This is a genomic window from Amycolatopsis sp. cmx-4-83 (assembly GCF_046548815.1).
In the GTDB taxonomy this organism is placed as follows: domain Bacteria; phylum Actinomycetota; class Actinomycetes; order Mycobacteriales; family Pseudonocardiaceae; genus Amycolatopsis; species Amycolatopsis pretoriensis_A.
Window position 1 is genome coordinate 613,024 of sequence record NZ_JAEBEF010000006.1, and the last position, 14,136, is coordinate 627,159.

Genomic DNA, 14,136 nt, shown 5'->3' on the forward strand with positions numbered 1-14,136 from the left:
GCCAACCCTTCGTGGTCGTGGTGGTTCGCCCTCCACTCTCGGCCGGACCCCGCCGCCGCGTCCAAGACCCTTCCCGTCGCCTTTGATACCTTCGGGGCACCATGACCGCGACGACGTTCCTGTTCGTGCCCGGCGACCGGCCCGACCGCTTCGCCAAGGCGGTGGCGAGCGGCGCCGACGTCGTGATCGCAGACCTCGAAGACGCCGTGGCCCCGGCGGACAAGGACACCGCCCGCGCGGCGGTCGGCGAGTGGCTGGCGGGCGGCGGCACGGCGATGGTCCGGATCAACGCCCCGGGCACGCCGTGGTTCGAGGCCGACGCCGCGCTCGTGGCGGCGCGCGGGGTGCCGGTCATGGTGCCGAAGGCGGAGACGCCGGGTGTGCTCGCCGGGTTCCGCGAGGTCGTGGCCCTGGTCGAAACCGCGCGGGGCGTCGAAGGCGCCGGTGAACTGGCGGCCGTGCCGTCGGTGTCACGGCTGGCCTTCGGCAGCGTCGACCTGGCGGCGGAACTCGGCGTCGACCCGGACGACCCGGAGCCGTTCGCCTACGCCCGTTCGCGGCTGGTGATCGCCTCCGCGGCGGCGGGTCTGGCCCCGCCGGTGGACGGCGTGACGACGGACCTGAGCGACGAAGAACGGCTGTCCGCCGATGTCCGCTACGCGCGGCGGCTGGGGTTCGGCGGGAAGCTGTGCGTCCACCCGCGGCAGATCGCCCTGGTCCGAGCGGGTTTCGAGCCCACGGAAGCGGAACGCGCCTGGGCACGACGTGTCGTCACGGCGGGCGATTCGGTGTCCACTGTGGACGGGAAGATGGTGGACAAGCCGGTGCTCACCCGCGCCCGGCGGATCCTGGGGGAGTGAGGCCGGCCGGACCCGCGGTACCACAAGATCCCGATGCGCTACACGGCTCCCTGACGCCGCAACGCCTCCGCGTCGAAGCCGAACTCCGTCAGCACCGCGTCGGTGTGCTCGCCCACGTCCGGTACGGCGTCCATCCGCGGCGCCCGGCCCGGGACGGTGATCGGCGGCAGCGTCGCCCGGATCGGCCCGGCCGGCGTCGCCACGTCGGCGAAGCGGTCGCGTGCCGTCAGCTGCGGGTGGCTCAGGACATCGGGCAGCTCGCGGCGACGCGCGTGCGCGATCCGGCCCGCCGTCAGCCGGGACTCCAGCTCACCGCCGCTCAACCCGGCGAAGATCGCCTCGATTTCGCCCTCGAGCAGCGCCCGGTTGGCGACGCGGGCGCTGCCGGTCGCGAACCGCTCGTCCGTCACCCACTCCGGCCGCTCGACCGCGTGCTCGCAGAACGCCGCCCACTCGCGGTCGTTCTGCACCGCCAGCACCAGCTCGGTGCCGTCCCCCGCGGCGAACGTGCCGTACGGCGCGATCGCGGGGTGGCTCGTGCCCGTCCGCGGGGGTGGCGTCCCGCCGTAACCCGCGTAGTACAACGGAAATCCCATCCACTCGACGAGCGAGTCGAACAGGCTGACCTCCAGGTCCGTGCCCCGCCCGGTGCGCTCCCGGTCGTAGAGCGCGGACAGGATGCCGGAGAACGCGTACATCCCGGCGCCGATGTCGGCGGCCGGGATGCCGCTCTTCGCCGGCTCCGCCTCGGACCCGGTCACCGAAACCAGGCCGGCCTCGGACTGGATGAGCAGGTCGTACGCCTTCGCGTCGCGGTAGGGCCCGCTCGAGCCGTACCCCGACACCGAGCACGTGATCAGCCGCGGCCGGGACGCGCGGATGTCCGCCGCGCCCAAGCCGAGCCGCTCGGCGACGCCGGGGGCGAAGTTCTGCACGAAGACGTCGGCCCGGTCCAGCAGCGCGGCCATCACCCCACCCGCGGCCTCGCTCTTCAGGTCGAGCGTGATGCTCTCCTTCGACCGGTTGAGCCAGACGAAGTGGCTGGACAGGCCGTGCACGGTTTCGTCGTACGCGCGGGCGAAGTCGCCGCTGCCCGGCCGTTCGATCTTGAGCACGCGGGCGCCGAGGTCGGCCAGGTGCCGGGTGGCCAGTGGCGCGGCGACCGCCTGCTCGCAGGACACGACCGTGACGCCGTCGAGGGGCAACGAAGACATGGCCGCATCCTGCCACCGGACCTCAGCCGGCGCGGGCGATGGCGATGTTCCCGGCCAGCCGCGCGCCGGCCTCGTAGATCATGTACTCCCGGCCCTGGTAGGTGCCGAAGCTCGGCGCCGCGCAGCGCCCGTTGTCCGGGACGCCGGCCAGCGGGGCGTGGAACACCCCGAGGTGGTCGCGCTTCGAGAAATCGGTCCCGACCTCGGTGATCATCAGCTTCCCGCCGTGCGCGATGTCGGTGTTGTAGACGACGTACGTGCTCCCGTTGCGCTCCAGCAGGTGCGGGCCGCCGATGTCGGACGCGCCGACGTCGGTGTGGCGGACCAGCGGCGTCTGGGAGAACGTCCATGTCCGCGCGTCGGCCGACCAGCCCCAGCCGATGTCACGGTGGTTGGTGGTGTTGTTGAGCATGAAGACCATGACGTACCGCGCGTTCTTCGCGGGCAGGTCGTGGCGGAACACGCGAGCGTACGACGTCTCGGTCGTGCCCGCGGGCTGCAGCCGCGTCGAGAGGACTTCCTTCTCGTAGGTGAAGTGGATGCCGTCGGCCGAACTGGCCAGCCGGGTCACCGTGTTCTCGCCGTGGAAGTAGAGGTAGAGCCGGTTGACGTCGTCGTTCCACAGCGCGTGCGGGGAGGAGACGTGGCTGACCGAGTACTCGCCGGGCCAGGAGTTCTCGATGATCGGGTTGCCCGCGTACTCGGTGAACTCCTCGTCGAGGGAATCCGCGTACGCCAGGCAGATCCCGCCGGGCGCGTCGTGCGGCGCGTAGTAGAGGTAGTACGCGCCGAGCGCGCCCGGGATGCGGCCCTTGGTGCCGCGGACGCAGGGGAAGATCAGCTCGCCGGTCGGGTTGTAGCGCAGTTTGCTCTTCATGAGGGCGAGGCGCTGGTAGCGGTAGTCCGGGAACCCGGCGGGCGCGGCGGTGGCGGCACCGGGCAGGAGTGCGGCCGCGCCGAGCGCGGCGGTCCCGGCCAGCAGGCCGCGGCGGGTGAGGGTCATGGCCGCTCCTTCGTCGTCGAAGTGTGCCGTGACGGTGGCACGCGACGGCCGCGAGGACAAGGCAGTAATACGTATTACCGTCTTGCGGGCAGAGATGCGGGAGTTTCGGGCAAGCCAGCGGCGCGGGCTCCGGCTCCAGCACGTGGAAGCATCTCGCCGGACGTGTGACCTCGGCGCGCAGCCAGCGCACCCGGTCAGCCGGGTGATAGGAATGGCCGGTGACCGAACCGAACACCATCGAAGCCGCCGCGGCCGAAGCCGTCACGCTGACCAGCGAACTCATCCGCATCGACACCACCAACACCGGGGACCCCGACACGCTGGTCGGCGAGCGGACGGCGGCCGAGTACGTCGCGGAGAAGCTCACCGACGCCGGCTACGAGATCACCTACGTCGAATCGGGCGGGAAGAACCGGCACAACGTCTTCGTCCGGCTCGAAGGCGCCGACCCGGGCCGGGGCGCGTTGCTGATCCACGGGCACCTCGACGCGGTCCCCGCGGACCCGTCGGAGTGGTCGGTCCACCCCTTCTCCGGCGCGATCCAGGACGACTACGTCTGGGGCCGCGGCGCGGTCGACATGAAGGACATGTGCGGGATGGCGCTCGCGCTGGCCCGGCACTACAAGATGAACGGCGTCGTGCCGCCGCGCGACCTCGTCTTCGCCTTCCTCGCCGACGAAGAAGCCGGCGGCAAGTACGGCGCGCAGTGGCTGGTCGAGAACCGGCCCGAGCTGTTCGAAGGCGTCACCGAGGCGATCAGCGAGGTCGGCGGCTTCTCGATCACGCTCAAGGACGACGTCCGCGCCTACCTGATCGAGACGGCGGAGAAGGGCATCCGCTGGATGAAGCTGCGCGTGCGCGGCACCGCCGGGCACGGCTCGATGATCCACCGCGACAACGCCGTCACCAAGCTCGCCGAGGCCGTCGCGAAGCTTGGCAACCACCGCTTCCCGCTCGTGCTGACCGACTCGGTGAAGGAGTTCCTCGCCGGCGTCACCGAGATCACCGGCTGGGACTTCCCGGAGGACGACCTCGAAGGTTCGGTCGCCAAGCTGGGCAACATCTCGCGGATGATCGGCGCGACCCTGCGCGACACCGCCAACCCGACCATGCTCACCGCCGGGTACAAGTCGAACGTCATCCCGTCGGTCGCCGAAGCCGCGGTCGACTGCCGGATCCTGCCGGGCCGGCTCGACGCCTTCGACCGGGAGCTCGACGAGCTGCTCGGCCCGGACATCGAGAAGGAGTGGATGGAGCTGCCGCCGGTCGAGACGACGTTCGACGGCGCGCTCGTCGACGCGATGACCGCCGCGGTGCTGGCCGAGGACCCGGGTGCGAAGACGCTGCCGTACATGCTCTCCGGCGGCACCGACGCCAAGTCGTTCCAGCAGCTCGGCATCCGCAACTTCGGCTTCGCGCCGCTGAAGCTGCCCGCGGACCTCGACTTCTCGGCGCTCTTCCACGGCGTCGACGAGCGGGTCCCGGTCGAGGCGCTGAAGTTCGGCACCCGCGTGCTGGACCGGTTCCTGCGCACGTCCTGATGACCGGCTTCGCGCTCGCCGACGGTACGCCACTGCAGGTCATCCGCAGGGGCGACCCGGCCGCGCCGGTGACCGCGGTGTTCGTCCACGGCTACGCGCTCGACCAGCGCAGCTGGGGCCGGATCGCACCGCTCGTCCCGGACGCGGCCGAGGGGCCGGTGGCCGTGCTGACCTACGACCAGCGCGGCCACGGCGGTTCGGGGCGGGCGCGGCGCGGCACCGCGACCATGGCGCAGCTGGGCGACGACCTCGCCGAGCTGCTCAGGCGCGAAGTGCCCGGCGGCCGGGTGGTGCTCGTCGGGCACGACATGGGCGGCCTGGCGATCATGTCGCTGTCGCAGCGGCACCCGGCGCTGTTCGCCGCCCGCGTGTCCGGCCTGGTGCTGCTGGCGACGTCGTCGGGGACACTGGCCACCGAGGTGTCGGCGGCCTGGCCCAGCGCGCTGGGGAAACTGGCGCGCGACCTCGAAGCGGTGCTCGGTTCGAAGCTGTTCGGGGTCGTGCGCGAGCGCACCAGCCGGGCGGTCAGCGCGGGCCTGCGCTGGTGGCTCTTCGGCGACGACCCCGACCCGGAGCTGGTCGAGCTGACCGTGAAGATGATCCGCGGCAACTGGCCGCACACCGTGTCGCTCTTCCGCCCGGCCCTCGACGCCTACGCGCGCGACGCGGCGCTGGCGCATGTCGGCGGCGTGCCGGTGACGGCGATCGTGGGGGAGCGGGACCGGATCGTGCGGGCGTCCGACGTCGAGCAGTGGGCCGGCGGGCTCGACGACGGGACCGCCGTGGTGCTGCCGGGCGTCGGGCACGTCGTCCCCTTGGAAGCGGCGGCGCAGGTGCTGCCGCGGGTGGTCGCCCTCGTCAACGCCGTCCACCGACAAGACGAGATTTCTTGACAACTTCTCTGTTCGGCCGCGATGCTGGGCGCATGTTCTCCGTGGCGGTGATCGAAGACCCGGCCGCGGCCGAGGTGTCGCTGGACCCGATCCGCGCGCGGCTGCTGGCCGAGCTGGCCGAACCCGCGTCCGCGACGATGCTCGCCGCGCGCGTGGACCTGCCGCGCCAGAAGGTCAACTACCACCTGCGGGCGCTGGAGTCGCACGGCCTGGTGGAGCTGGTCGAGGAGCGGCGCAAGGGCAACGTCACCGAGCGGATGATGCGGGCGACGGCGGCGTCCTACGTGATCTCGCCGGCCGCGCTCGCCGCGGTGCAGCCCGACCCCGCGCAGTCACCCGACCGGCTCTCGGCCCGGTGGCTGCTCGCGGTGGCCGGGCGCCTGGTGCGCGACGTCGGCCTGCTCATCACCGGCGCGGCCAAGGCGAAGCAACGGGTCGCGACCTTCGCGCTCGACGGCGAGGTGCGCTTCGCCTCGCCCGCCGACCGGGCCGCGTTCGCCGAGGAGCTGACCACGGCGATCACCACGCTGGTGGGGAAGTACCACGACGAGGCGGCCGAGAAGGGCCGCGGTTACCGGGTGGTCGTCGCCGTCCACCCGAGCATCCCGGAGGAGACCGCCAGTGGGGCGTGAGTTCGAGCTGACCGACGTCGCCGAGGTCGACGCGACGCCGGAGCAGGTGTGGGACGCGATCGCCACCGGCCCGGGCATCGACTCGTGGTTCATGGGCCGCAACGAGGTCGAGGGCGGCACCGGCGGCGTGGTCCGCGGCGCGTTCGGCGGGTACCGGCCCGAGTACCGGATCCGCGAATGGGACCCGCTGGAGAAGCTCGTCTACGGCAGCGACCCGGCGCCGGACGGGCGGAAGATCGCCTACGAGTTCCTGGTCGAAGGCCGCGACGGCGGGAGTTCGGTCGTCCGCTGCGTCACCAGCGGCTTCCTGCCGGGCGACGACTGGGAGGACGAGTTCGAGGCGATGAGCGCGGGCGGCGCGCTCTTCTTCCGCACGCTGGTCGAGTACGTCACGCACTTCGCCGGCCGCACGGCGGTCCCGGTGACGGCGTTCGGCCCGCCGGTGGGGGACTGGGCCGAGGCGTGGACCCGGCTCGGCCGGGCGCTGGGGCTGTCCGCACGACCCGCGGTGGGCGACCGGGTCTCCCTCGGCGGTGTCGTCTACGTGGCCAACGACCAGACGGTCGGGATCCGGACCCCGGACGCGATGCTCCGCTTCATGAAGGGCTTCCACGGCCCCATGGTCGCGGCGCACCACGTCTTCACCCCGGGCGCGGACGCCGAGGTGGAGGAGAAGACCTGGACCGCGTGGCTGAACCGGGTGTTCGGCTAGGTCGGGAGCCCGCCCGGCAAGCTTTCCTTGGTCTTCTTCCGGCGCAACCAGACCCTGCGCGTCCCGTCGGCGTAGAGCCGCACGGTGCGCAGTTCCCAGCCCGCGAACTCCGCGTGGATGGAGAGCTGGATCGCCGCCGCGCGCCGGGACACGCCCGGGGGGAGGTGCAGGCGGCGGTACTCCCAATCCCCTTCGACCACCGCCTCGCTGACCGTCGTCATGGCTGGATCACCTGGGTCCCTTCTCCGGCGGCCGAGCCGACGAGCACGCGGCCGCTGCTCTCGTCCACCCCGACCGAGTCCGGCTGGCGCACGGTGGGGAACCGGTACTTCTCCACGGGTTCGCCGCCGCGGACGTCGAACCCGGCCACTTCGTTGCGTTCGGTCAGCGTCACCCAGGCCAGGCTCCGCTTCGCGTCGTAGGCGATCCCGTACGCGCCGCCCGGCACCGGGTAGCGCTGCCGCAGGATCAGCGGGCCCGCCGAGAACGCCAGCAGGGCACCCGCCCGCACGTCCGTCACCAGCACCCGCCCGTAGGAGTCCGCCACGGCGTTCGCGGCACCGTCGCCCGCCCGCAGGCCCTCGTCGACCTTGCCCGCCGCGACGTCGACCGAGAACACCGCCGTCCGCAGCCGGTCCAGCACCACCACGCCGTCGCCGGTGTCGACGACGTCGTCGGCGCTGTAGAGCTGCCCGCCGATCGTCCGCGCCGGGCCGCTCGCGGGGAGCACCCGGATGTCCTTGCCGTCGCCCATCGCGACCAGCCGGTCCGCGCCGAACGCGATGCTCGACGCCGGTTTCCCGCCGGTCTTCGTCTCGGTCAGCTTCCGGTCGGGCAGGGTCAGCTGCTGCACCACGCCCGCACCCGGCTCGGCGATCTCCACCCGGCCCGGCGTCACGGTCAGCTTCTCCGCCTTGCCGTATAACGGCATATTCACCGGGGCGGACGCGAGCGCGTTCAGGTCGTAGAGCCGCAAGGACGGCGGCTCGGAAAGCGCCACGACGAGGGTCGAGGTCTTCGCGTCGACGGCCAAGGCGGAAACAGCGCCGCCGGGCAGCACCTGCCCGGCGGGCTTCACGCTCACCGCGGGGGACACGGCCGGGCGCGCGGCCTGCGGGTTCGCCACGATCTGCAGCTCGTCACCGGTCGACTGCGCCGACGAACACCCCGAGAGCACCAGGGCACCGGCGAGCGGCAGCGCGATCCACGACACGGCGGTGAGCCGACCCACGCTGTGGCCTCCGGTTGTTCCTCGGCGGATGGTCTTCACCAGCATGCTCCTCGATCCCCTTGCCGTCACGTCCGTGTCACCCAACAGACACCTACCGCGGCCAGCGCTCGGGGTAGCCGGCTTCGATCGCGCTGACGTCGTCGAGCGCGGACCGGATGGCGGGCGGCAGGGTGATGGCTTCGGCGGTCAGCGAACCGGTGAGCTGACCGGTGTCCCGCGCGCCGACGACCGGGGCGACGACACCCGGCCGGTCGCGGACCCAGGCCAGCGCGACGGCCAGCGGCGAGGTGCCCAGCCCGTCGGCGGCGGTGGCGACCGCCTGCACGATCCGGGCGGCGCGGTCGGTGCGGTGGTGCTCGACGTAGCCGGCGTACGCGCTGTTCGCGCCGCGCGAGTCGGCGGGGGTGCCGGTGCGGTACTTGCCGGTCAGCACGCCGCGGCCGAGCGGCGCCCAGGGCAGCAGCCCGATGCCGTGGTGGTCGGCGGCGGGGACGACTTCGCGGTCGACGCCGCGTTCCAGCAGCGAGTACTCGACCTGGGTGGAGACGATCGGGGCGACCGCCGATGCGGTCGCGGCGGCCGTGGCCAGCTGCCAGCCCGCGTAGTTCGAGACGCCGACGTAGCGGACCTTTCCGCTGGTCACGGCGTATTCGAGGGCGGAGAGGGTCTCGGCGAGGGGCACGCAGCCGTCCCAGGCGTGCAGCTGCCACAGGTCGATGTGGTCGGTGCCGAGCCGCTTGAGCGAGCCGTCGAGCGCGGTGAGCAGGGCGCCGCGGGAGGCGCCGCCGCCGAACGGGCCGTCGGTGCGCTTGGCGACCGCCTTCGTCGCGATGACGACGTCTTCGCGGGGGACGAGGTCGCCGAGCAGGGAGCCGAGCACCCGCTCGCTTTCGCCTTCGCCGTAGATGTCGGCGGTGTCCACCAGGGTGCCGCCGGCGTCGACGAAGGCGACCAGCTGGCTGGCCGCTTCCTCCGCGTCGGTGTCGCCACCCCAGGTCATGGTGCCGAGCGCCATCCGCGAGACACGCAGTCCCGAGCGGCCGAGCAGTCGCTTTTCCACGACCGCCGAGCCTAGTGGGCGGGCCCCGGCGAACCTGACCAAGGTGAGTCGTGTCGCGGCGGAGGGCCCCCGTTAGGGTTCGGCCCCGTGCGACTCGGACTCAATCTCGGCTACTGGGGAGCGGGGAACGACCCCGCGAACCTGGCCCTGGCGAAACAGGCGGACGACCTCGGCTACGCCGTCGTGTGGGCGGCGGAGGCCTACGGCTCGGACGCGGTGACGGTGCTCACGTGGATCGCGGCGCGGACGTCCCGGATCGACGTCGGCGCCGCCGTGCTGCAGATCCCGGCGCGGACGCCGGCGATGACCGCGATGACGGCCGCGACACTGGACACGCTCTCGGGCGGCCGGTTCCGGCTCGGCCTCGGCGTGTCCGGCCCGCAGGTGTCGGAGGGCTGGCACGGCGTGCGGTTCGATTCGCCGCTGGAGCGCACCCGGGAGTACACGGCGATCGTGCGGTCGGCGCTGCGGCGTGAGCGCCTGAAGTTCGAGGGCGAGCACTTCACGCTGCCGCTGCCGGACGGTCCGGGGAAGGCGCTGCGGCTGACCGTCCGCCCGGCGCGCAAGCACCTCCCGCTCTACCTGGCCGCGATCGGCCCGAAGAACCTGGAGCTGACCGGCGAGCTCGCCGACGGCTGGCTGCCGGTGTTCTTCTCGCCGGCGCACGCGGGGGAGCAGCTGGACCGGATCCGGGCCGGCGCCGAGCGGGCCGGGCGCAGGCTGGAGGGTTTCGACGTCGTCCCGACGGTGCCGCTGGTGCCGGGCGAGGACTGGCGGGTGTGCGCGGACGCCGTGCGCGGCTACGCGGCCCTCTACCTGGGCGGGATGGGGAGCAAGGAGAAGAACTTCTACAACCGGCTGGCTTGCCGGATGGGCTTCGCGGCCGAAGCCGCGGAGGTGCAGGACAAGTACCTGGACGGCGACCGGGCGGGGGCGATGGCGGCGGTGCCGCTGGAGTTCCTCGACGCGACGTCGCTGCTGGGACCGAAGGAACGGATCGCGGAGAAGATGACCCAATACGCCGAAGCCGGCGTGACGACCCTGTCGGTGTCGCCGTTCACCCCGGAGCCGGCCGCTGCGCTGCGCACCGCCGCCGAGGCGCTCGAGCTGGCGGGGGTGGCGTGACGTGGGCTGGTTCGAAGCACTGGTGCTGGGCCTGGTCCAGGGCCTGACCGAGTTCCTGCCGATCTCGTCGAGCGCGCACCTGCGCATCGTCGCGGCACTGGCCGGCTGGGACGACCCGGGCGCGGCGTTCACGGCGGTCACCCAGATCGGCACCGAGCTGGCGGTGATCATCTACTTCGGTCCGAAGATCGGGAAGATCCTGCGGGCCTGGTTCTTCTCGCTGACCAAGCCGGAGTGGCGGCGCGACCCGGACGCCCGCCTGGGCTGGCTGATCATCGTCGGCTCGCTGCCGATCGTGGTGCTGGGCCTGCTGCTGCAGGACCAGATCGACAGCGCGTTCCGCGACCTGCGGATCACGGCGAGCGTGCTGATCGTGTTCGGCCTGATCCTGCTGCTCGCCGACCGGATCGGGAAGCAGGAGCGCACGCTCGACCACCTGACGGTCCCGCACGGCCTCGGCTTCGGCTTCGCCCAGGCGCTCGCGCTGATCCCGGGCGTGTCCCGCTCGGGCGGCACGACGAGCGCGGGCCTGCTGCTGGGCTACACCCGCGCGGAGGCGGCGGAGTACTCGTTCCTGCTGGCGCTGCCGGCGGTGTTCGGGTCGGGCGTGTACAAGCTGAAGGACATCGGCTCGGGCGAGGTACCGGCCCAGTGGGGCCCGACGATCCTGGCGACGCTGGTGGCGTTCGGTGTGGGGTACATCGTGATCGCGTGGCTGATGGCCTACATCAAGAAGCGCAGCTTCGTGCCGTTCGTGGTGTACCGGCTGGCGCTGGGCGTGCTGCTGTTCGTGCTGATCTTCACCGGCGCCTTGGACCCGAACGCGGGCCCGGTCGGCCACTGAGCGGCGCCCGCGTGGGGGCCGGGTGATCGGCCCCCACGTAGGGTGGGTCCCGTGAGTACGGTGATCCTCCTCCGGCACGGCAAGTCGACGGCCAACGGTTCCGGCATCCTCGCCGGGCGCTCCCCGAAGGTGAACCTCGACGACACCGGCCGCGCCCAGGCGGAGAAGCTCGTCGAACGGCTCGACGGGGTGCCGCTTTCCGCGCTCGTCGTCTCGCCGATGCTGCGGTGCAAGCAGACCGTCGGCCCGCTCGCCGCCGCCCGGAGCCTCGGGAAGACCGTCGAGCCCGGGCTATCCGAAGTGGACTACGGCGACTGGACCGGCAAGGAGCTCAAGCACCTGGCGAAGGAACCGCTGTGGCGGGTCGTGCAGGCGCACGCTTCGGCCGCGGTCTTCCCCGGTGGTGAGGGCCTAGCGCAGATGCAGGCGCGCTCGGTCGCCGCCGTGCGGGCGCACGACCGGCGGATCACCGCCGAGCACGGTGACCACGCCGTGTGGCTCCTGTGCAGCCACGGGGACGTGATCAAGTCCATCCTCGCCGACGCGCTCGGGCAGCACCTCGACGCCTTCCAGCGGATCGTCGTAGACCCGGCGTCCATCTCGGTCGTGCGCTACACCGAGACGCGGCCGTTCGTCATGCGGGTCAACGACCACGGGGGCGATCTGCGCGGCATCGTGCCGCCGGAACCGAAGCCGGAACGCAAGCCGAAACGGGGCAAAAAGGCCGCGTCGAGCAGCGACGCCGTCGTCGGTGGTACCACCGGGCCGTGAGCTTGGCCACCTCCGGAAAGCGCTGACATCGGCGACGGCGGAACACGTAGGGTGGCGGGACCGAGTGCCCCACCCGACCAGGAGCCTGCGCCGATGATTTCGCCGGACAACCCGTTCGCCGCACCCAGCGAGCTGCCCTACGCCCTGCCGCCCTTCGACCGGATTGCCGACGAGCACTACCGGCCCGCGTTCGAGGCCGGGCTGGCCGAGCACGCCGCGGAGATCGAGCAGATCGCGGCGCAGGACGCCGAGCCGACGTTCGACAACACCGTCGTCGCCCTCGAGCGCGCGGGCGAGCTGCTGAGCCGCGTGGCGAGTGTGTTCTACAACCTGTCCGGCTCCAACAGCACCGACGAGATCCAGGCCATCCAGGCGGAGTTCGCACCCAAGCTGGCGGCCCACCACGACGCGATCCACCTGAACCCGAAGCTGTTCGCCCGCATCGACGTCCTGCACGCGAAGCGGGACGAGCTCGGCCTGGACGGGGAGTCGCGGCGGCTGCTCGAGCGACGGCACCTGGACTTCAGCCGCGCCGGCGCCGGGCTCGGCGAGACCGAGCAGGCCCGGCTGCGGGAGCTGAACGCGCAGCTGTCCACGCTGCAGACGAAGTTCCAGCAGAACCTGCTGAAGGACACCAACGAGCTCGCCGTCGTCATCGGGGACCGGGCGGAGCTGGCCGGGTTCGGCGAGGGCGCGATCGCCACCGCGGCCGAGGCGGCGGCCGCCCGCGGCGAGGACGGCAAGTACGTCATCCCGCTGACCCTGCCGACGAGCCAGGCCTCGCCGCTGGAAACGCTGCGCGACCGCGACGTCCGCGAGCGGATCCACGCCGCGTCGATGGCGCGGGGCAACGGCGGCAACGACTTCGACAACAACGGCGTCGTCGCCGAGATCGTCCACCTCCGCGCCGAGCGCGCCGCGTTGCTGGGCTACCCGAACCACGCGGCGTACGTCATCGCCGACGAGACGGCCAAGACGGCGGAAGCCGCGGCCGGGCTCCTCGAGCGGCTGGCGCCCGCCGCGGTCGCGAACGCCCGCGCCGAAGCCGCGGAGCTGCAGCAGCTGCTGGAAGCCGACGTGCCGGGCGCGAAGCTGCGGCCGTCGGACTGGCCCTTCTACGCCGCCCAGGTCCGCCGTGAGCGCTTCGACGTCGACACCGAGGCCCTGCGGCCGTACTTCGAGGCCGACCGCGTCTACCTCGACGGTGTCTTCTTCGCCGCGAGCAAGCTCTATGGCCTGACCATCACCGAGCGGCACGACCTCCCGAAGTACCACCCGGAGGTCCGGACCTTCGAGGTCTTCGACGCCGACGGCACCGCGCTCGGCCTGTACCTGCTCGACCTCTACGCCCGCGACGCCAAGCGCGGCGGCGCCTGGATGAACACCTTCGTCGACCAGTCGCAGCTGCTGGACCGCAAGACGGTCGTGGTGAACGTCCTCAACGTCGGCAAGCCGCCGGCGGGGGAGCCGACCCTGCTGACCTTCGACGAGGTCGTCACGGCGTTCCACGAGTTCGGCCACGCCCTGCACGCGCTGGTCTCGTCGGTCCGCTACCCGACGTTCTCCGGCACCAACGTCCCGCGCGACTTCGTCGAATACCCGTCCCAGGTCAACGAGATGTGGATGCTGTGGCCGGAGGTGCTGGCCAACTACGCCAAGCACCACGAGACGGGCGAAGCCCTGCCGCAGGAGCAGGTCGACAAGCTCCTCGCCGCCCAGCAGTACGGCGAAGGCTTCGCCACCACCGAGTACCTCGCGGCGTCGCTGCTCGACCAGGCCTGGCACGGCCTCGGCGTCGACGACCGGGTGGGGGAGGTGCAGCGGTTCGAGACCGACGCGCTCGTGAAGGCCGGCGTGGCCGTCGAGGCGATCCCGCCGCGCTACCGCACGACCTACTTCGCGCACATCTTCAGCGGCGGCTACAGCGCCGGGTACTACTCCTACATCTGGAGCGAAGTCCTCGACGCCGACACCGTCCAGTGGTTCCGCGAGAGCGGGGGACTGACCCGCGAGAACGGCGACCACTTCCGCCGCACCCTGCTGGGCCGGGGCGGCAGCATCGACCCGATGGACGCCTTCCGGGCGTTCCGCGGCCGCGACCCGGAGATCGAGCCGCTGCTCGCCCGCCGCGGTCTCGGCGGAGTCTGACTCTTCAACTGTATAACGTCCTATACTGTGGGGCCAGTTTTGAAAAACTAGTCCTGCAGTGCTTTTCCAACATCGCGAAAAGAGCAACGACGAGGGAAGTTG

At 72.0% G+C, this 14,136-nt stretch carries 14 protein-coding genes; 9 read left to right on the plus strand and 5 right to left on the minus strand.

Features of this window, described 5'->3' with window-relative positions; translation table 11 throughout:
• Window positions 1-101: 101 nt before the first annotated feature.
• Window positions 102-860: an HpcH/HpaI aldolase/citrate lyase family protein gene (locus ACLJQM_RS21515; RefSeq protein ID WP_410632539.1), complete on the plus strand. Its 759-nt coding sequence runs from the start codon at window positions 102-104 to the stop codon at window positions 858-860.
• A gap of 38 nt (window positions 861-898) precedes the next feature.
• Here the strand turns inward: ACLJQM_RS21515 and ACLJQM_RS21520 are convergent, their stop codons facing one another.
• Window positions 899-2,074, minus strand: coding sequence for a CaiB/BaiF CoA transferase family protein (locus tag ACLJQM_RS21520; protein WP_410632540.1), 1,176 nt, complete (start codon window positions 2,072-2,074; stop codon window positions 899-901).
• 22 nt (window positions 2,075-2,096) lie between these two features.
• The gene (locus ACLJQM_RS21525; RefSeq protein WP_410632541.1) at window positions 2,097-3,077 is read right to left on the minus strand and encodes a hypothetical protein; all 981 of its coding nucleotides are present in this window, start codon (window positions 3,075-3,077) and stop codon (window positions 2,097-2,099) included.
• Window positions 3,078-3,295: 218 nt separating this feature from the next.
• Between ACLJQM_RS21525 and ACLJQM_RS21530 the strand changes: the two genes are divergently transcribed.
• From ACLJQM_RS21530 to ACLJQM_RS21545, 4 genes are read left to right on the plus strand one after another with little or no spacing between them, the layout of a single operon-like run.
• Complete coding sequence (locus tag ACLJQM_RS21530; RefSeq protein ID WP_410632542.1) at window positions 3,296-4,618, plus strand: M20/M25/M40 family metallo-hydrolase; 1,323 nt, start codon at window positions 3,296-3,298, stop codon at window positions 4,616-4,618.
• Entirely contained in the window at window positions 4,618-5,511 is an 894-nt protein-coding gene (locus ACLJQM_RS21535) for an alpha/beta fold hydrolase (RefSeq protein ID WP_410632543.1), read from the plus strand. The genes ACLJQM_RS21530 and ACLJQM_RS21535 overlap by 1 nt, the downstream gene beginning before the upstream one ends.
• A gap of 32 nt (window positions 5,512-5,543) precedes the next feature.
• Window positions 5,544-6,143: a winged helix-turn-helix domain-containing protein gene (locus tag ACLJQM_RS21540; RefSeq protein ID WP_247023399.1), complete on the plus strand. Its 600-nt coding sequence runs from the start codon at window positions 5,544-5,546 to the stop codon at window positions 6,141-6,143.
• The gene (locus ACLJQM_RS21545) at window positions 6,133-6,855 is read left to right on the plus strand and encodes an SRPBCC family protein (protein WP_410632544.1); all 723 of its coding nucleotides are present in this window, start codon (window positions 6,133-6,135) and stop codon (window positions 6,853-6,855) included. The genes ACLJQM_RS21540 and ACLJQM_RS21545 overlap by 11 nt, the downstream gene beginning before the upstream one ends.
• On the opposite strand, the gene ACLJQM_RS21550 is transcribed toward ACLJQM_RS21545, so the two are convergent.
• The 3 genes from ACLJQM_RS21550 to ACLJQM_RS21560 form a co-directional block, all read right to left on the minus strand.
• Window positions 6,852-7,076 (minus strand): DUF5703 family protein, encoded by a 225-nt coding sequence (locus tag ACLJQM_RS21550; RefSeq protein WP_247023397.1) that lies wholly within the window; start codon window positions 7,074-7,076, stop codon window positions 6,852-6,854. The genes ACLJQM_RS21545 and ACLJQM_RS21550 overlap by 4 nt on opposite strands.
• On the minus strand, window positions 7,073-8,086 hold the full coding sequence (locus ACLJQM_RS21555; protein WP_410632545.1) for a YncE family protein: 1,014 nt from the start codon (window positions 8,084-8,086) through the stop codon (window positions 7,073-7,075). Before ACLJQM_RS21555 ends, ACLJQM_RS21550 begins: the two co-directional genes overlap by 4 nt.
• Window positions 8,087-8,177: 91 nt before the next feature.
• Entirely contained in the window at window positions 8,178-9,146 is a 969-nt protein-coding gene (locus ACLJQM_RS21560) for an aldo/keto reductase (protein ID WP_360782411.1), read from the minus strand.
• 87 nt (window positions 9,147-9,233) lie between these two features.
• On the opposite strand from ACLJQM_RS21560, the gene ACLJQM_RS21565 reads away from it, so the two are divergent.
• The 4 genes from ACLJQM_RS21565 to ACLJQM_RS21580 all read left to right on the plus strand — a co-directional run bounded on the left by ACLJQM_RS21565 (window position 9,234) and on the right by ACLJQM_RS21580 (window position 14,034).
• On the plus strand, window positions 9,234-10,271 hold the full coding sequence (locus tag ACLJQM_RS21565; RefSeq protein WP_410632546.1) for an LLM class F420-dependent oxidoreductase: 1,038 nt from the start codon (window positions 9,234-9,236) through the stop codon (window positions 10,269-10,271).
• A gap of 1 nt (window position 10,272) precedes the next feature.
• The gene (locus tag ACLJQM_RS21570; protein WP_247023393.1) at window positions 10,273-11,115 is read left to right on the plus strand and encodes an undecaprenyl-diphosphate phosphatase; all 843 of its coding nucleotides are present in this window, start codon (window positions 10,273-10,275) and stop codon (window positions 11,113-11,115) included.
• Between the two features lie 51 nt (window positions 11,116-11,166).
• Window positions 11,167-11,886: a histidine phosphatase family protein gene (locus ACLJQM_RS21575; RefSeq protein WP_360782415.1), complete on the plus strand. Its 720-nt coding sequence runs from the start codon at window positions 11,167-11,169 to the stop codon at window positions 11,884-11,886.
• 93 nt (window positions 11,887-11,979) lie between these two features.
• On the plus strand, window positions 11,980-14,034 hold the full coding sequence (locus tag ACLJQM_RS21580) for a M3 family metallopeptidase (protein ID WP_410632547.1): 2,055 nt from the start codon (window positions 11,980-11,982) through the stop codon (window positions 14,032-14,034).
• Window positions 14,035-14,136 lie beyond the last annotated feature (102 nt).